10 protein-coding genes are annotated in these 19,534 nt (G+C 39.0%); 7 read left to right on the top strand and 3 right to left on the bottom strand.

Annotated features, from left to right (window positions below; translation table 11 throughout):
- Nucleotides 1-14: 14 nt before the first annotated feature.
- From pgmB to OQX63_RS16345, 7 genes are all read left to right on the top strand, one after another.
- On the top strand, nucleotides 15-701 hold the full coding sequence (gene pgmB / locus OQX63_RS16375) for a beta-phosphoglucomutase (protein ID WP_265851896.1): 687 nt from the start codon (nucleotides 15-17) through the stop codon (nucleotides 699-701).
- A gap of 71 nt (nucleotides 702-772) precedes the next feature.
- Nucleotides 773-3,091 carry a glycoside hydrolase family 65 protein gene (locus OQX63_RS16370; RefSeq protein ID WP_265851895.1) on the top strand — a complete coding sequence of 773 codons (2,319 nt, stop codon included), beginning with the start codon at nucleotides 773-775 and terminating at the stop codon, nucleotides 3,089-3,091.
- A complete protein-coding gene (locus OQX63_RS16365) occupies nucleotides 3,088-4,896 on the top strand; it encodes an alpha-amylase family protein (protein WP_265851894.1) in 1,809 nt (602 codons plus the stop codon). The genes OQX63_RS16370 and OQX63_RS16365 overlap by 4 nt, the downstream gene beginning before the upstream one ends.
- A 233-nt stretch (nucleotides 4,897-5,129) precedes the next feature.
- Nucleotides 5,130-6,506, top strand: a complete 1,377-nt coding sequence (locus OQX63_RS16360) for an MFS transporter (protein WP_265851893.1) — start codon at nucleotides 5,130-5,132, stop codon at nucleotides 6,504-6,506.
- Between the two features lie 158 nt (nucleotides 6,507-6,664).
- Nucleotides 6,665-8,596 (top strand): alpha-amylase family glycosyl hydrolase, encoded by a 1,932-nt coding sequence (locus OQX63_RS16355; RefSeq protein WP_265851892.1) that lies wholly within the window; start codon nucleotides 6,665-6,667, stop codon nucleotides 8,594-8,596.
- A gap of 165 nt (nucleotides 8,597-8,761) precedes the next feature.
- Nucleotides 8,762-10,321 (top strand): S10 family peptidase, encoded by a 1,560-nt coding sequence (locus tag OQX63_RS16350; protein WP_265851891.1) that lies wholly within the window; start codon nucleotides 8,762-8,764, stop codon nucleotides 10,319-10,321.
- A 781-nt stretch (nucleotides 10,322-11,102) separates the two neighbouring features.
- Nucleotides 11,103-12,065 carry an acetyl-CoA carboxylase carboxyltransferase subunit alpha gene (locus OQX63_RS16345; RefSeq protein ID WP_265851890.1) on the top strand — a complete coding sequence of 321 codons (963 nt, stop codon included), beginning with the start codon at nucleotides 11,103-11,105 and terminating at the stop codon, nucleotides 12,063-12,065.
- 205 nt (nucleotides 12,066-12,270) lie between these two features.
- Here OQX63_RS16345 and OQX63_RS16340 read toward each other — a convergent pair whose 3' ends face one another.
- From OQX63_RS16340 to OQX63_RS16330, 3 genes are all read right to left on the bottom strand, one after another.
- On the bottom strand, nucleotides 12,271-12,825 hold the full coding sequence (locus tag OQX63_RS16340; protein WP_265851889.1) for an REP-associated tyrosine transposase: 555 nt from the start codon (nucleotides 12,823-12,825) through the stop codon (nucleotides 12,271-12,273).
- A gap of 230 nt (nucleotides 12,826-13,055) precedes the next feature.
- Nucleotides 13,056-16,094 carry a DUF2723 domain-containing protein gene (locus tag OQX63_RS16335; protein WP_265851888.1) on the bottom strand — a complete coding sequence of 1,013 codons (3,039 nt, stop codon included), beginning with the start codon at nucleotides 16,092-16,094 and terminating at the stop codon, nucleotides 13,056-13,058.
- A 214-nt stretch (nucleotides 16,095-16,308) separates the two neighbouring features.
- Nucleotides 16,309-19,335, bottom strand: coding sequence for a DUF2723 domain-containing protein (locus OQX63_RS16330; protein ID WP_265851887.1), 3,027 nt, complete (start codon nucleotides 19,333-19,335; stop codon nucleotides 16,309-16,311).
- Between the last annotated feature and the right edge of the window lie 199 nt (nucleotides 19,336-19,534).

Below are 19,534 nucleotides of genomic sequence, written 5' to 3'. Positions count from 1 at the left end.
AAAATATAACAAAGATGCAAGAAAATCTCAAATCTCAAATCTCAGATCTCAAATCTCAAATCAAAGCTTGTTTATTTGATTTGGACGGCGTACTGGTAGATACTGCGGTTTACCATTATAAAGCCTGGAAACGTTTGGCCAATACCATGGGCTTCGATTTTACAGAAGAGCAGAACGAACAGTTAAAAGGCGTGAGTAGGGTAGAAAGTTTGAATAAGATTTTGGCCTGGGGTGATGTAGAAAAGACTGATGCAGAAAAAGAAGAATTGGCTACTTTGAAAAACAGTTGGTATGTAGGTATGATTACCAAAATGACACCTGCAGAAGTTTTGCCCGGAACAGTTGATTTCTTGACCGAGATTCACAAAGCAGGTTATAAACTGGCATTGGGTTCAGCAAGTAAAAACTCGGGAATTATTTTAGAAAAAACAAACCTTGCTCATTTCTTCGATGAAATTGTTGATGGTAATATGGTCACCAAATCAAAACCTGATCCGGAAGTATTTTTAAAAGGAGCCGAACTTTTAGGTTTTAAACCCGATGAATGTGTGGTTTTTGAAGATGCTGTTGCAGGGGTAGAAGCAGCAAAAAGAGGTGGCATGAAAGCCATCGGTATCGGCGAAAAAAGTGTGCTTAGCCAGGCTGATCTGGTAGTAAGCGGATTAGACAAATTAACAATTAAAGATTTAGAGAATTTATAGATTTATGGTGTAGGGTTTAGGGTTTAGGGCAATATGTCTCATATCTCAAATCTCACTTCTCAATACTAGCTATGAAAAACTACATTAAAGCGGATGAGTGGAATATTATCGAAGAAGGCTTTGATCCACATCTAAATAAAATTTCGGAAAGCATTTTCAGTTTGGGTAATGGACGTATGGGCCAGCGCGCTAATTTTGAAGAAACTTATAGCGGAGAAACCCTGCTGGGGAATTATGTTGCAGGAGTGTATTATCCAGATAAAACCCGGGTGGGATGGTGGAAAAATGGCTATCCAGAATATTTTGCCAAAGTACTAAATGCCGCAAATTGGGTAGGTGTCGAAGTAAAAATCGATGATGAAATCCTTGATCTGGCAACAGCTGAGGTAAGCGATTTTAAACGGGTGTTGAACATGCATGCCGGATACCTGGAACGTACCTTCAGCGCCAAATTAAAAAGTGGTAAAACCTTAAAAGTTAAATCAACCCGTTTTTGCAGCATTGCTGATGATGAAGTTGGTGCCATCCGTTATAGCATTACCCCGTTAAATTTTGAGGGCAAATTAACATTAATGCCTTTTATTGATGGGGATGTTAAAAATCAGGATAGCAACTATGATGAAAAATTCTGGGATAAAGTTGCTGATGAAATTTCAGGAACAGAGGCTTATATCAAATTAAGAACAAAGAAAACCGAATTTGAAGTTTGTACCGGAAGCAGCATTGAACTCTATAAAAATGAGGGAAAATTAGATTTTAATCCGGAAGCCATACGTAAGGAGAAATTTGTCGGACAAACTTTTTCTGTGGATGTTAAAGTAAACCAAGAGATTACTTTGGTGAAAATCGCGGCCAATTTATCTTCAGAAAATTATCCTAAAGAATCACTTTTAAAAGAAACAAAGTCGGTAATAACCAAAGCATCTGCTAAGGGTTTTGATACTTTATTAAAAGAACAAAGCGAAGCCTGGGCAGCGAAATGGGAAGAAAGTGATATCATTATCGAAGGTGATGTTTCGGCACAACAGGCTATCCGTTTTAATATTTTTCAGCTTTTCCAAACCTATACCGGTAAAGATGATCGCTTAAATATCGGTCCGAAAGGTTTTACAGGAGAAAAATATGGTGGCTCTACTTATTGGGATACCGAAGCCTATTGTGTGCCTTTTTACCTGGCAACTGCTCCACAGGATGTTAGTAAAAACCTGTTGGTTTATCGCCATAAACAATTGGGAAAAGCCATAGAAAATGCCGAAAAATTAGGTTTTGCAGCTGGTGCAGCATTGTATCCAATGGTAACCATGAATGGTGAAGAATGTCATAACGAGTGGGAAATTACTTTTGAGGAAATCCATCGTAATGGAGCCATCGCTTTTGCCATTTTCAATTACATCCGTTATACTGGTGATGAAAGTTATCTTTCAGATTATGGTTTAGAAGTGTTGATCGGTATCGCCCGTTTCTGGAAACAACGTGTTAACTGGAGCAACGATAAACAACAGTATGTAATGCTTGGCGTAACCGGACCAAATGAGTACGAAAACAATGTAAATAATAATTGGTATACCAATATTTTGGCTACATGGTGCATGAAATATGCAACAGAAGCTGCCGAAATTGTAAAAACACAACAACCTGAAAAATACAACAGCCTGTTAAAAAGTTTAAACTTCGATCAAAAAGAATTTACCGATTGGGCTGATATTATCGAAAAGATGTATTATCCAAAAGATGAAAAATTGGGGATTTTCTTACAACAGGATGGATATTTAGATAAAGAGCAAATTTTGGTAAAAGACCTTCCGGCCAGCGATCGTCCGATTAATCAAAAATGGAGCTGGGACAGGATTTTACGGTCATGCTTTATTAAACAGGCCGATGTTTTACAGGGCTTATATTTCTTTGAAGAAGATTACGACCTGGATACATTAAAACGCAACTTCGATTTTTATGAGCCGCGTACTGTACATGAAAGTTCATTGTCGCCTTGCGTACACAGTATTTTAGCTGCCAAATTAAATGATGAAGCACGTGCCTACGAATTCTACTTACGTACTGCGCGTTTAGATCTGGATGATTATAACAACGATACCGAAGACGGTTTACATATTACTTCTATGGCAGGAACCTGGATGAGTGTGGTAGAAGGTTTTGCAGGGATGCGCGTACGAGATGGCAAATTGCATTTTAATCCTTTCTTGCCGGGCAAGTGGAAATCTTTTTCATTTACCATCGGTTTCAGGGGCGCTACTTTAAAAGTAAATATTACCGAAAACAGCATCAATATCAAAAATAATGCAGGTGTTGATTTAGAAATCGGCATCAGAAATCAGTTCTTCAAGTTGGCTGGAAATGCCGAAATTGAAGTAAATAACGCCGAGTTGGTATGATTGTAGATGTAAAATATGAAATGGAAGATGTAATGCGAAGCAATCTTAAAACGGTGGCTTGCTTTGTTGCAATTTTCTTTTTATTTATTTCAACATCATCCTTTGCACAAAAACAGCGTACAAAAATGAACGATAAACAGATCGTTATATATCAGTTACTGCCCCGCTTATTTGGGAATAAGAATACTACCAATATCCCTTATGGTACCATCGAACAAAATGGTTCCGGTAAGTTTAACGATATTACCGATAAAGCCTTAGCTGGCATTAAAGAACTCCATGTAAACTATATTTGGTATACCGGTGTACTTGCCCATGCGAGTTTAACCGATTATACTGCCTATGGAATTAAACCTGATGATGCCGACGTAGTGAAAGGCAGGGCGGGCTCGCCTTATGCCATCCGCGATTACTACGACGTGGATCCCGATCTGGCAGTTGACATTAAAAACAGGATGAAAGAGTTTGAAGCACTGGTGAAAAGAACCCATGCTAAAAACTTAAAAGTGCTGATTGATTTTGTGCCCAACCATGTTGCCAGAAGTTATCATTCTGGTGCAAAACCAAAAAATGTGATCGATTTTGGTGCTAATGATGATAAAACTGTAGCGTTTAGCCCTAAGAATGATTTTTATTATATCCCTGGACAGGCTTTAGTGGTGCCTACAAACGGACAAAAAACACCACTTTCAGTACTTCAGGATGGTAAGCTTGAAGAGAATCCGGCAAAAGCAACAGGGAATAATGTGTTTTCAGCACAGCCTAAATACGACGATTGGTACGAAACGATTAAGTTGAATTACGGCGTAGATTATCAGAATGGCGAAAAACAATATTTTGATCCCATTCCACCGGTTTGGCTAAAAATGCGCGATATTTTAATTTTTTGGACCGATAAAGGAGTTGATGGTTTCAGGTGTGATATGGCCGAAATGGTACCCATTGCATTTTGGAACTGGGTAATCCCGCAGGTTAAAAAATTAAATCCGGATTTAATTTTTATAGGAGAAGCCTATAACCCAAAAGTTTATAAACAATATTTGGATGAAGGCAAATTTGATTACCTCTACGATAAAGTAGGTTTATATGATGGTTTGAAAAGGCTGATCAAAAACGAACCAAATGCAGATGTAAAAGACATCGGTTTCGTTTGGCAGCAAGAAAGTGTCGGTTTTGGCCATCGCATGCTGCGTTTTTTAGAAAACCACGATGAAGAACGTATTGCTTCTGACGGATTTGCAGGCAAGGCCGAGCTGGCTTTGCCTGCAATGGTAGTTTCGGCAACCTTGGGCGGAGGACCTGTGATGCTTTATTTTGGTCAGGAAGTAGGCGAACCGGGAAAAGGGCAGGAAGGTTATGGTGGAGATGATAACCGAACTACCATTTTCGATTATTGGGGTGTGCCAAACCACCAGAAATGGATGAACGGTGGCTTGTTTGATGGCCATAAATTAAATGCTGCACAACAAAATTTAAGAACGTATTACAGTCAATTATTAAAAGTTACGTCAGCAAGTGATGCTGTAATTAACGGCAAAATTTATGAAGTGCCTGTTACCGGAAATATGAATAACCGCATGTATGCTTTTATCCGTTACACTGGCAAACAGCGTTTATTGGTAGTAGCCAATTTCGATCGGACAAAAACCTTAACCGCCAATATCAAAATTCCGGAAGAAATTTTAAAGGTTAAGAGTTCATCGCCCGTTACCGAACTGTTGACCGATAAAAAATTAGATATCCCGGCAGGAACAAGCATTCCAGTAACCTTGGCGCCGGTTAGTGCACAGGTGATAGAATTTTAAAGATTTTTGCTATGCATCTTGCGTTACGCGCTTAGCGGAAAAAACTAAAACTAACCACAGAGCACACAAAGTAACAGCACAGAGAAACACGAAGGATATTTATTCTCGGTGAACGCTGTCTCAAAACTCTACGTTCTCTGTGGTGAAAAATGAGACACTAGTTATCGTAGAATTTATTAAAGCAATAGAAAATAACGCCATGCGCCCTTCACTAAACGCTTAAACTAAACAAAATGAGCTTAAAAACAGTATTCGAGAACCCTAAATTAACACTTGCACAGATCATTAACATGAGTGTTGGTTTTTTCGGGATTCAGTTCGGTTGGGATTTACAAAGGGCCAACATGGGGCGTATTTACGAAAATCTGGGCGCCCATCCAGATCAGGTTCCACTATTGTTTTTGGCAGCCCCTTTAACGGGTTTATTGGTGCAGCCCATAATAGGTTACCTGAGCGATCGTACCTGGCATCCAAAATGGGGTAGAAGAAGACCTTATTTTATGCTTGGGGCCATTGTAAGCAGTATTGCATTAATTTTTATGCCACATAGCAGCGTGCTGTGGATGGCAGCTGGTTTACTTTGGATTTTAGATGTTTTTGGAAACATTGCAATGGAACCTTTCCGCGCTTTTGTTACCGATAAATTACCAGATAGTCAGGTGAACCGCGGGTTCATTATGCAGAGTATGATGATTGGTTTGGGGGGCAGTGTGGCTTCGGCGTTACCATGGATCATGAACAATATATTCCATTTAACCAATACTGCAGAAAAGGGTAATATTCCGGAAAACGTAAAATTTTCTTTCTATATCGGCGCTTTTTTCTTTTTTGCCGCTGTATTATGGACGGTGCTTACCACTAAGGAATATCCGCCTCAGGATGTAGATTTTAAAGAAAAAGTAAAAGAAAGCAATAAAGGTTTTGGTGGAGGTGCAAGAGAAATTTTTCATGCCTTAACCAATATGCCAAAAAGGATGCAGATTGTTTCTTTGGTTCAGTTTTTTACCTGGCCAGGCCTGTTTTTAATGTGGTTTTATTATACCACAGCTGTAGCGGTGAATGTTTTTGGGGGTAGAGATGCTGCCGATCCGGTTTACGCGCATGGCGCAGATTTTGGCAGTTTAACGCTTGCCTATTATAGCGTAATTACTTTTCTTTTTGCACTGGTGCTGCCTAAAATTGCCGATGCATTGGGCCGTAAAACCACGCATGCCCTTTGTTTAATTTGTGGTGCCATAGGTTTAATTAGTGTGGCCTGGGTGCACGATAAAAACATGCTGTACTTATGCATGACGGGGGTAGGCATTGCCTGGGCAAGTATCCTTTCTATGCCCTATGCCATGTTAAGTGGATCACTGCCCAAAGATAAAATAGGAATATACATGGGAATTTTCAACTTCTTTATTGTACTGCCAGAAATTATAGCTTCCCTGGGTTTTGGTTGGTTAATGCGTAATGTATTAAATAACGACAGGCTTTTAGCCGTACAGTTAGGTGGAGGACTGATGATCCTGGCCGCAATAATCTGTTATGTATTCATCCGTGAACCTAAAAAAACAGACGAAGTTTTAGCTTCAAAACTTGGAGTAGAAGAAAACAGGTCTGTCTAAAATACTGCTTCATGGTTTGTGTCCTCACAAGACCATTATTCATATTTCGGTCTGTGGTGACACAGACCGAGTAGGATAAGTCATATCTATCTCCCTGGTTTGTGTCTCCACGAACCAGAATAAGAACTTCTGTATTAAACTTTAAAATCTCTAACCAAATGAAAAAAAATCTTAACCGCCTTGGTTCGTGTCTGCACGAAACAAAAAGAGTCAAAACGATTGTTTACCTATTGCTCTTCATAACAACATTTAGTGCGGCTTGCAAAAAAGCATCAGATGGTGGTTTAGAACCTACACAAACTGATCAAAAAGCCGATCTGCCAGCAGGTGCCAAAGATGGTGTGGTGTTTACCAATAACGGCACATCAGCTATGGTAACACTTTATGCACCCGGAAAAAAATCAGTATCCTTGATTGGTGAATTTAACGATTGGTCTACCACTGCCTTACCCATGAAAAATACCCCTGATGGAAATTATTGGTGGATTCAGGTCAATAATTTAAATGCGAATACAGAATATGCCTATCAGTTTTATGTAGATGGAAACCTAAAAGTTGCCGATCCTTATTGCGAGAAAATACTTGATCCTGATAACGATAAGTACATTAGTGCAGCAACTTACGCCAATTTAAAAGCCTACCCAACTGGTAAAACAACCGGGATAGTAAGTGTAATGCAAGCCAATCAGCCGGCTTATACCTGGAAAAACACAAGTTTCTCCCGTCCCGCAAAAGATAACCTGGTCATTTATGAATTATTGGTACGTGATTTTACCACTGATCATAATTATGCATCAACTTTGGCCAAACTCGATTATTTAACGGGTTTGGGAATCAATGCAATAGAATTAATGCCTGTAAATGAATTTGAAGGGAATTTAAGCTGGGGTTACAATCCATCATTTTATTTTGCGCCAGATAAATATTACGGTACCAAAACCGCATTACAGAATTTTATTGATGAGTGCCATGGCCGTGGTATTGCCGTGATTATGGATATGGTATTAAATCACTCTTTCGGTCAATCGCCAATGGTGCAATTGTATTTCGATGGCTCAAAACCTACAGCAAATAGCCCATGGTTTAACGTAGATGCCAAACATCCGTTTAATGTAGGTTACGATTTTAATCATGAAAGTGCGGCCACCAGAAAATTCTCGAAAGATGTAATGAAGTTTTGGATGCAGCAATACAAAATTGATGGTTTTCGTTTCGATCTTTCGAAGGGTTTTACGCAAAAGCAATCAACAGATGATGCACAGTTCAGGTTGTACGATGCCAGCCGGATTGCCATTTGGAAAGATTATAATGGCTACATGAAGAGTTTGGATCCTAATTTCTATGTGATTTTGGAGCACTTTGCAGAAGAATCTGAAGAAAAGGTATTGGCAGATAATGGTATGATGCTTTGGAATAATATGAATTATAACATGAATGAGGCTACGATGGGCTGGTTGGATAATTCCAATTTTCAATGGGGTTTTTATGCCAACCATGGCTTTGCTAAATCAGAAAATTTAGTTGGTTATGGCGAAAGTCACGATGAGGAGCGATTAAATTTTAAGAATATTACTTACGGCAACGCGTCTGGAAATTATGTAATTAAGGGAAACCTGGCCACCTCGTTAAAAAGAGAAGAACTTGTGGCAGCCTTTTTATTCAGTATTCCCGGACCTAAAATGATTTGGCAATTTGGGGAGCTGGGTTATGATATTAATATTGATTTTAATGGGAGAACTGGCGAAAAACCTATTAAATGGGATTATTATGGTGACCCTAACCGCAAGGCATTATATGATGCTTATGCCAAATTCATCAGGTTGAAAAAGAATAACAGTATTTTTAACTCAACTAACTCAACGTATGATCTTGCCGGCGGCATCAAATATATCAAGTTAACAGAAGGCACTAATACCGTTGTGGTGGTAGGTAATTTTGATGTAGTGAGCCAAACGGCCAATATCGATTTTGGTACGACTGGAGCTTGGGTTGATGCGGTTGGTGCCGGTATTAATTTAAGCACCAGCAATTATACGCGAACTTTAGCGCCTGGAGAATACCATATTTTTAGTAAAACAACATTGAAGTAATTAATTTCAGTCATTTATCCATCTCTGGTTATTTGTGTAAAATCATTAAGACTTGTTAAAAGCTGGTATTGCGGGTGCAGTATCGGCTTTTTTATGGTAACATTTATAATGTGCTTTTTGATTAACGCTACAATAGTTTGATATTTAGCAACCAAACCAAACGCAATGAAATTCAGATTTATACTCGCTACATTTTTAAGCATGGGTATTTTTGCACATGCACAGCAAGCACCAAGAAAAAGTCAGTCAAAGGAAAATGTAACTGCTGCGCAGGTTACTGTTAATGAAGACGCTAAATCTTCGGCAAACGAAAGGAACATTAAAGTGGAGAGCTCGGTAGTAACCAACCATTCGGTAAATATTGATGGCAAAGCTGTTCCGTATAAAGCTACTACCGGTACCTTACCGGTTTGGGATGAGGATGGCAAACCGATTGCTGGTTTATTTTATACTTATTACGAACGAAGTGATGTACAAAACCGGGATAGAAGACCTTTAGTAATCTCTTTTAACGGCGGTCCGGGGTCTGCTTCGGTGTGGATGCACATTGCCTATACCGGTCCGGTGGTTTTGAATATTGATGACGAAGGTTATCCTGTACAGCCTTATGGTTATAAAGAAAATCCATATTCTATTTTAGATGTGGCAGATATTGTATACATCGATCCGGTTAACACGGGCTATTCCAGAGCGGTGAGTAAAGATATTCCAACCAATAAATTCTTCGGGGTACGTGCCGATATCAAATACCTGGCCGAGTGGATTAATACTTTTGTAACCCGTAATAACCGATGGGCTTCGCCAAAGTTTTTAATTGGCGAAAGTTATGGCACTACACGTGTTTCAGGCTTAGCTTTAGAGTTGCAAAACAGTCAATGGATGTATTTAAATGGTGTGGTATTGGTTTCGCCAACCGAATTGGGTATTGAGCGCAGCGGTCCTGTTGATGCAGCTTTGCGTTTACCGTATTTTGCAGCAACCGCATGGTACCATAAAGCTTTGACAGCCGATTTACAAAATAAAGACTTAACGGCTATGCTTCCTGAAGTGGAAAGTTTTACCATTAACGAACTCATCCCGGCCATTTCGCAGGGAGGAATGTTGAGTGTGGATAAAAAGAAAGTAATCGCCGTAAAAATGGCTCGTTACTCGGGCATTTCCGAAAAAGTAATTTTAGATTATAACCTTAATGTACCAACCGATTTCTTTTGGAAAGAACTATTGAGGGATAAAGGTTTCACTGTTGGCCGGTTAGATTCGCGTTATAGGGGTATAGATAAAATGAGCGCTGGCGAAGGACCTGATTACAATGCTGAACTCACCTCCTGGCTACATTCTTTTACACCGGCTATCAACATGTATATCCGCAACGAGCTAAACTATAAAACCGATTTGAAATACAATATGTTTGGTTCTGTGTATCCATGGGATAAATCGGGAGATCAGACCGGAGATAATCTCCGGCAGGCTATGGCGCAAAACCCGTACTTACATTTATTGGTGCAATCGGGTTATTATGATGGCGCCTGCGATTATTTTAATGCCAAATATAGCATGTGGCAGTTAGATGCTGCGGGTAAACTGCAAGACCGTATGAGCTGGGAAGGTTATCGTAGCGGGCATATGATGTACCTGCGTAAAGATGATCTGAAAATGGCAAATAACCATATCCGCGAGTTTATTAAAAAAGCATTGCCTAAGCCGGGCGAAGCCGCTAAATTCTAAAATTTTAGAGTTGACAACTTTCTGTGCACATTGCTATTAATTTGTCAACTCTCCTCGCCGAGGTCCGTGTCTTCACGGAACTCTTTTTTTTGATTCAAGTGTTCTGCATTTTTTATTTTTTTGGAGCGCAGAGGCAGCACAATGATTATCGTTAATCCTGCTTTACATTACAAGTCCTCACTCGTGCCTCGTTTGAGGGCTTTTCATTTCAATCAGGGCTAGGTAGGTTAGGGCAGTGCACGGAAACCCGGCATGGTGGTCAAATATTTTTCTTTTTGAAAAACGTGAAACGTTCCTATGGAACGAAAAACATGAAATGTATTTTTCTGCTACCTATGACATGTCCCCGTGGGACGTTTTGGGTACCCGTGGTAAAAACGGTTAAATTAATCGTCCCAGTGGGACGATTCCTGGGTAGCCAATTGTATAATTGGCGTTTACGTTCCGTTAGGAACGTTTGGTTATTATCCGGTAATAATCTTTTAGTCAGGGTTCTTGTTTTCACGAACTTCTTTTAGGCAATGGCACGGAAACCCCGCGTAGCTGCAAAAACAGGTGTAATCTAAACCTGATCGGACCGATCCCGATTTTCATCGGGAGGAGGAAGAGCAGGACGGAACCCAACCCAATAACCACTGAAACTGCTTTCCAAAAAAAGAAATAAATCGTATTTATAACGCTCTTTTAGCAGCCTTGCTAACACGATTTACTCCGGTAAAAACGCAAACGAAAAACTGTTGGTTACAAACTAAAAATAATTACTTATTTTTGTGGTTCAATTATGCAGCAAATAAAAACATCATTCGATTTTGAAAAACCTATTGCCGATTTAGTTCAGCAGATAGAAAAGGTTAAGCAAGTTGCCGAAAAAACCAAGGTAGATATGTCTGCCACTTTGGACGAACTTGATGGTAAATTAGATGAAACTACCAATAACTTATATAAAAATTTAACCGGTTGGAACAAGGTTCAGATGAGCCGTCATCCAGATCGCCCGCAAACCCTTGATTATATCAATATGATCTGCGATGATTTTATTGAAATGCACGGTGATAGAACGGTTAAAGATGATAAAGCAATTGTTGGTGGTTTTGCTACCATAAATGGTCAAACGGTAATGGTTATCGGTCACCAAAAAGGTAAAAATACCAAAGAGCGCCAGTTTCGCAACTTTGGTATGGCCAATCCGGAAGGTTACCGCAAAGCCCTGCGTTTAATGCGTTTGGCCGAAAAATTTAATAAGCCTGTTATCTCTTTTATCGATACAATGGGTGCTTACCCTGGTTTAGAAGCCGAAGAGCGTGGACAAGGTGAAGCTATCGCCAGAAACTTACTGGAAATGTCTGTTCTACGCGTGCCGATTATCTGCATTGTGGTAGGTGAGGGGGCTTCTGGAGGTGCTTTGGGTATCGGTATCGGTGATAAAGTATATATGTTAGAGCACACCTGGTATTCGGTAATTTCTCCTGAATCCTGTTCCTCTATTTTATGGAGAAGCTGGGATTTTAAAGAGAAAGCTGCTGAGTGCTTAAAGTTGACTTCTGATGATATGTTTGGCAACAAACTAATCGATGGCATTATTCCTGAGCCGCTTGGTGGTGCACATCAGGATCCGGAGTTGATGGGTAAAACATTAAAAGAATATATCGTGAAAGATTTAGCCACTTTGGGTAAATTAAAAACCGATAAGCTGATTGAGCAAAGGATTGAGAAATTCTGTGATATGGGCGTAGTAAACGAATAATCATTAACTAAAATAAACTTGAATCCTGTTTGGCTATGCTAAACGGGATTTTTTTTTGTGGGTGCTCACGCTCGTTTCTAACGAGCGTGTAAATAGGATACCGTATTTTACGGTGTTAGTTATCGGTATATTTAGCTTGCTTTACGATATAATCGTAAAGCAATTGCTGCACTCGTTAGAAACGAGCGCAAGCATTCAATAAATATTAATCAATGTCTAGTAATTCAATTTCTATTAGTCCGCTAAGCCCATGATAATTAGTCGCGGAACTATAAATATAATGTTCGGGCTCTGATACAATTCCAGCTCTAACTGGATTTTGATGAATGTAATTTAGCTTTTGAAATGTAAAATCTCGACTGATTAATTCAACAGCATGGTAACCATCTTGCCAAACCTTATAATTCTCAATTCTTTTAAGGTATTTTCCTGCGAATTCAAACTTACTCAGCAGCCACTTTTTCCTGCTTTCATTTCCTGAATTAATCTCTTCGATAATCGCCCTATTTGTAAACTTTTTAAAATCTCTAATTATTTCAAAAAGCTTTATGTTTTTTCCGACAGATGCAATGAGGTGGATATGATTAGTCATTAAGCAATATGCATGCAGTATAAGGCCCTTGCTAGACTGGCAATACTTTAATGAATCTAAAATAATTTCTTTATAAGATGAGCGGGTGAATATATCTACCCAATCAACAATCGTAAAAGTTAAAAAATAGATGCCTTCCGGATCTCTTGCTTGGTATTGATCTGACATTTAATAAAAATATTTATTTATTCAGAAAAATCATAATTGCTCACACTTGTTCCAACGAGCATGTAGATAGTTGGTCATATTTACGATTTTATCCTAAATTTAAATTTATATCATCTTTTACGATGAAATCGTAAAGCTATTACTGCGCTCGTTAGAAACGAGCGCAAGCAAATAAAAAAGCAGCTACAAATTAATGCAGCTGCTTTGTAAGCTATTTCAAGATCCGTTTATTATTGCGGACCTTGCTGTGGGAAGAACACTGATAGGCGGCCTTCAAGGTTATTGAAGATTTTCTGCAGCTTATCGCTCAACTTATCCTGACCCGCAGCTTTACTCGTTTTAATCATCCGGTCCAGATAGTATAAGCCGGTTTGGATATTCTGCGATCCGGTTAAACCTTTTGATTGTGAAATATCAGCCAGGTAGTTCAATTCCTTATTGATGTAATCACCTGATTTGTCTAAAATCTCATTGGCTCTGGCGGTTTCACCTAATTTATATAAGTTTTCAGCCATATAGAATTTTACGACAACTGTACGGATGCCGAAGAATTTATCAGGCATTACCGCATAATATTTATCGACCACTTTTTTGGCCTCATCCATTTTACCTGTTTTAATTAAGCTGTTGGTTAAGCTACTGAAGAGGTTCGTAAAAATGAACGTATCATCTGATGATTGCGGATCTAAATATTTAGCAGTTTTCATATTTCCCCACTTAAATTTAGTCATCACATTATTGTACAATATAGGCGTGTTCAATTGCTCTGGTCTATCTTCTGATGCAGTTGTATCAGCTTTAAGCGGCATTAAGCGTAAAGCTAAGCCTTCGCTATATAAATATTTATCCAAGCCGTTATATTGCTCAGAAGGAACAGTAGAAGCAAAATAAATTGGGCGTTTCCAGTTGTTATGTGCCAGGATATCAAACATTGCCAAAGTTCCTTTGGTAACATAACCTTTATTAAATTTCCAATCCATTGTGGTGGTAATTTTTGAAGCATCAGCTGCAGACACTGTTCCTGTACTAATTACCTGCTGAGGATCTACCGTAATTTTAAGGTTTTTAGTTGGCAGGAAGTTAGATTTTGATCCGTCTTGCATCGGTACTTTATCGCTCTCATCGTTTGATAACAATAAATCAACTACATTTTTAAGCTCAACACTACCTGCAATTTTATAATCATCATATGGCATCACATCCCTTTCGCCCTGTACATACTGTTCAGGTTTCATGGTAATTGGCAATGGAGCTGATTCATTTTGTTTTTGTCTTAAGCCATTAATGTACCAATCTGTATCAAATAAACTTAAGTTTACAATACGAACATCAGGACGAACATTTTCTACCTCCTGGATATACCAAAGCGGGTAGGTATCATTATCACCATAAGTAAATAAGATGGCATTTGGTGCACAGGATTGTAAGTAATCCAAAGCAATATCATGAGGAACCAGTTTGGTAGAACGGTCATGGTCATCCCATCCCTGCTCAGCCATAATTACCGGCGCGGCCAATAAACCAATTACTGTGGCACCAATAGCCCCGGCCGTTGGCGTTAATTTTTTAAACAGCCACTCTTTAATCCCCAATGCCCCTAGCCCAATCCATATGGCAAAGGCATAGAACGATCCTACATAAGCATAATCCCTTTCGCGCGGTTCTAAAGGCTTTTGATTTAAGTATAATACAATCGCAATACCTGTAAAAAAGAATAACAAGGCCACTACACCAGCATCTTTCTGGTTGCGTTTAAAGTGCCAAAGTGCACCGATTATGCCCATAATCAATGGTAAAAAGAAGAAACGGTTGTACGCTTTATTATCAACAGTTGATGGTGGTAAATGACTTTGATCACCACGTAACCAGCTATCAAATGGCTTAATACCACTAATCCATTCACCTTCAAATCCGCTGCCCTGACCTTGCTCATCGTTCTGGCGACCAACAAAATTCCAGAAAAAATAGCGCATATACATGTAACCGATCTGGTAGCTGGCCAAAAACCCAACATTATCGACTACGTTCGGGTGCTTGCTATCATCTAAGTGCATCCATTCTTTATAAAAACTGGCATGTCTAGCGTCATCACTATACATACGAGGTAGTAAAGTGTTGTTGTTATATTCGTAATCGGTTTTTTTACCCGCCACTTCATATTTATCTTTACCTTTTCTCCAGATGGTTTTACCCTCCGTTACACCTGTTCTTTCAGAGTTATAGTTCGGTCCGTAGGCCAGTGGTCTATCACCATATTGCTCACGGTTTAGGTAACTTAAGAAAGAGAAAGCATCCTTAGGTGCACTGTTATTTAAATTCGGATCTGCCTTTGCCCTGATGATGATCATTGAGAAAGAAGCGTATCCGAAAATGATTAAAACGGTTGAAATTAAACCTAAGTTTAATAGTTTCTTTTGATGTTTGATCGAATAACGGATTCCCCAAACCAGGGCGCCGATCAATAAAATAGCGAAAAATAAAACACCAGTTCCAAAACCAAGACCTAATGTATTCACAAAGAACAGATCGAAATAAGCACCAAACGAAACTAAGTATTGGATAATACCATACTGAATTACTGCTAAAATTAAGATACCAACTATAAGTGTTTTGATAATTCCAGAAGTGGTTGCTTTATCGGTTCTTTTAAAATAGTAAACAAAAGCAAGGGCTGGTATAGTTAATAAGTTTAGTAAGTGGATACCAATTGATAAACCCATAATATAGGCAATAAACAGTAACCAACGGTCGGCCCTTGGCTCATCTGCATGTGCTTCCCATTTAAGAATGGCCCAGAATACAATGGCAGTAAACAGTGATGACTGTGCATAAACCTCAGATTCTACCGCCGAAAACCAAAAACTATCAGAGAAAGTATAAGCCAGTGCACCAACAGCCCCTGCACCCATAATACTAATCAACTTGCCTATAGTTAATTCTTCACCAGCTTTTAATATTGTTTTTTTAGCCAATGCGGTTATGGTCCAAAATAGGAATAAGATGGTTGCTCCGCTCGAAACAGCCGAACCTACGTTCATCCAGTAAGCAATTTTGGTTAAATCTCCAGCTGCAAAAATAGAGAAGAAACGTTGGATCATTAAGAACAAAGGCGCGCCAGGCTGGTGGACAACCTGCATTCTAAATGCTGAGGCGATAAATTCACCACAGTCCCAAAAACTGGCAGAAGGCTCTAAGGTTAAAACGTAAGTTAGTGTAGCAATTAAAAAGCAGATCCAGCCTACTATATTATTAACTTTTGAATAATTCATTGGTTTGTTTAATGATATTAAAAAATGTTTTCACATAAAAATGCTGCCGAAATTAACTATTCTAGTCGATAAAACAGGTAAATTTTTGCATTGATTTAACAATTTTTAACGGCTTAAGGGCTTTAACATAAAGGATTTTCATTTATTGGAAAGCAAAAACCCATAAGCAGAAAGATTAAATCTGCCTATGGGTTAAATTTAGAATGTTTTTTGCCTATCCTGCAGCAAATGGAGTAAACCTTACAATCAGATCGTTATATTTTTTTTCGAGGCTTTTGCTTAGACTTTCCTGTTTAAATGCCTCGGTTATTTTTACCATTTGGCCTAAATAACCCAGGTAGAAACGCACATCCTGTTCTGATGATAGCTGATTTTTGCTCTCCGAAACATCAGCCAGGTGAGTGAGTTCCCTGCCTACGTAATCGGCTGTTTTTTTGATCATGGCATTTGCACGGTTTAAATCATTTAACCGATATAGGTTTTCGGTAAAATAATAAGTGCTCATTACCTGGCGCATGCTGTAAAATTTAGCCGGAATTACTTCAAAGTACTTATTTGCTACTTTTTTGCTCTCGGCAATTTTACCCTCATTAATTAGCCCGGTTAATAAACCATTAAACATGTTCGATAACATGGTTACATCATCGGCAGATTGCCTGTCTAAATGGTTGGCATATTTCATGTTGCCGAAACCATACACATTCATCAGGTTGTTGTACATCGGTTTCAGGTTTACGCGATCAAAATCCTGTGTAATTGCAGTGTCGGGTTTTAAGGGGAGCAGCCTTTTGTTTAAACCTTCAGAATAAAGGTATTTATTAAGTCCCAAATACTGCTCGTTCGGCATGGCGCCGCTAAAATAAATCGGCCGTTCCCAGTTATTGTGCGTTAAAATATCAAATAATGCCAAGGTACCTTTGGTTACAAAATTCGAATTGTAAGTCCATTCCATACTGCTAGCTATTTTACCGGCATCTTCTTTTGGTACGGTTCCCGTATCTAATACTTGTTGTGGGCTTACGGCCAGCTTAAGGTTTTTGGTAGGTAATACATTGTATTTAGAACCATCTGTCATGGTTACTTTATCTTCGTCATGATCGGATAACAATACGTCTAAAATTTCCTGTAATTCAATATGCTGCGCAATCTTATAATCCTGATAATACATGATATCCCTCGTACCTTCCACATATTGCTCATGTTTTAAGGTGATAGGTAGGGGGCTAGATTCATTTTGTTTTTTTCGCATTCCATCAATATACCAATCAGTTGTAAATAAGCTTAAATTCACTACGCGCACATCGGGGCGGATATTTTCTACTTCCTGTGCATACCAAACCGGGTAAGTGTCATTATCGCCATAGGTAAACAATATGGCATTAGGCGCGCAGGATTTTAGGTAATTGACAGACATATCTCTCGCTACATGGCTATCAGAACGATCATGGTCATCCCAGCCCTGGTTGGCCATAATGATCGGAGCGCCAAACAAAGCTATAACGGTAGCCAAAATACTGGCACGCAAAGGTGTTAATTTCTGAAATACCCAATCCTTTAACCCAAATACCCCTAAACCGATCCAGATGGCAAAAGCATAAAACGAGCCTACGTAAGCATAATCTCTTTCGCGGGGCTCAATAGGGACAGAGTTTAGATAAACAACTATGGCCACCCCGGTGAATACAAAAAGCAAACCGATAATGCCTGCATCTTTTTGGTTACGCTTAAAATGCCAAATGGCGCCAATTAAGCCAATAATTAAAGGTAAAAAGAAAAACCTGTTGTAAGCTTTATTCTCTACGATGGATGGCGGAAGGTTTTTTTGACTCCCAAGCCTGATGGCATCCAATGGTTTTACGCCGCTAAGCCAATTTCCGTCTTTTCCAGCAAATTGTCCATCTTCATTATCCTGTCTGCCTACAAAATTCCACATGAAATAACGCATGTACATTTGCCCGGTCTGAAAAGAAAACATGTATTTTAGGTTATCCAGCAGGGTAGGTTTATGTTCATCATCAAAACCCATATAATTTTTGTAAAAATTAATATGTTCTGGTTTATCGCTGTACATACGCGGCAGTAAAGTTTTATCGGCAAAAATATATTCCGATTTGGTGCCTGCAGGTTCATATTTTTTATCGCCCTTGCGGATAATCTTGCCCGTTTCTTTAATTCCTATTTTTTCTGAATTGTAGTTCTCTCCATAAAGCAGGGGCCTGTCGCCGTATTGATCGCGACCCACATACCTCGAGAAAGAAAATACATTATCTACATTATAGTTGTTCAAATTTGGTTTAGCCTGTGCCCTGATGATCAGGAGCGCAAAAGAGCTATATCCAAATAGTAATAGAACGGTAAATAACATCACCAGGTTTAAAATCCTTTTATTTTTAAGGATAGAATAACGGATGCCATAAACCAGGCTGCCGATTATGAGCATTGCAAAAAACAATATGCCCGTTCCGAAGCCCAAACCCATGGTGTTGACAAAAAAGTAATCGAAGCTTGCGGCAAAAGATATTATGTATTGAATGATGCCAAATTGAACTACTGCGAGCACAGCAATTGAAACAAAAAATACCTTTAAAATACTTTGCCAATTAGGTGATGGATTCTTTTTAAAGTAATAAACAAATATTAAAGCCGGGATGGTAAGCAGGTTTAAGATGTGTACGCCAATGGAAATTCCCATAATGTAGGCTACAAAAAGTAACCAACGGTCTGATTTTGGTTCATCAGCCTGCGATTCCCATTTTAATATGCCCCAGAATACGATGGCTGTACAAAGCGACGACATGGCGTAAACCTCGGCCTCTACTGCAGAAAACCAGAAACTGTCGGAAAAAGCATAGGCCAAAGCCCCAACCAAACCGGCGCCCATAATCCCGATGATTTTTTGATTGGTGATTTCCTCGCTTTTTTTAATTACCGTTTTCTTGGCCAGTGCCGTAATGGTCCAGAACAAAAAGAGGATCGTACCAGCACTTGCAAGTGCAGAAGATATATTAACGAAGTAGGCTACTTTGGTTTTATCGCCTAAAGCGAGCGCCGAAAATAACCTTTGGATCATAGAAACTATCGGGGCACCAGGCTGGTGAACCACCTCCATTCGAAAAGCAGAAGAAATGAATTCGCCACAATCCCAGAAACTTACAGATTGATCTAAAGTTAAGATGTACGTGAGTGCGGCAATAATAAAACACAGCCAGCCTCCAATGGTGTTGATCCTTGAGTAATTCATAGTTTAATTTTAGTCTTTTGATAATAAATGATTTAAGTGGTTAGCAGTAAAAAAAGTCGTATAAAAAAAGAAAATGTTGCACGCTATATGATGATTTTTTTATCTTTGCATCGCAAACAGGAACAGCAGGAAAGAAATTAAAAATATTTTAAAATCACTCTTGCATATTTAAAATAAGGTTCCTACATTTGCATTCCCT

It is taken from the genome of Pedobacter sp. PF22-3 (assembly GCF_026239555.1).
Classification (GTDB): Bacteria; Bacteroidota; Bacteroidia; order Sphingobacteriales; family Sphingobacteriaceae; genus Pedobacter.
Note: the sequence above shows the minus strand (reverse complement) of the source record. Positions and strands in the feature narration are given on the sequence as shown.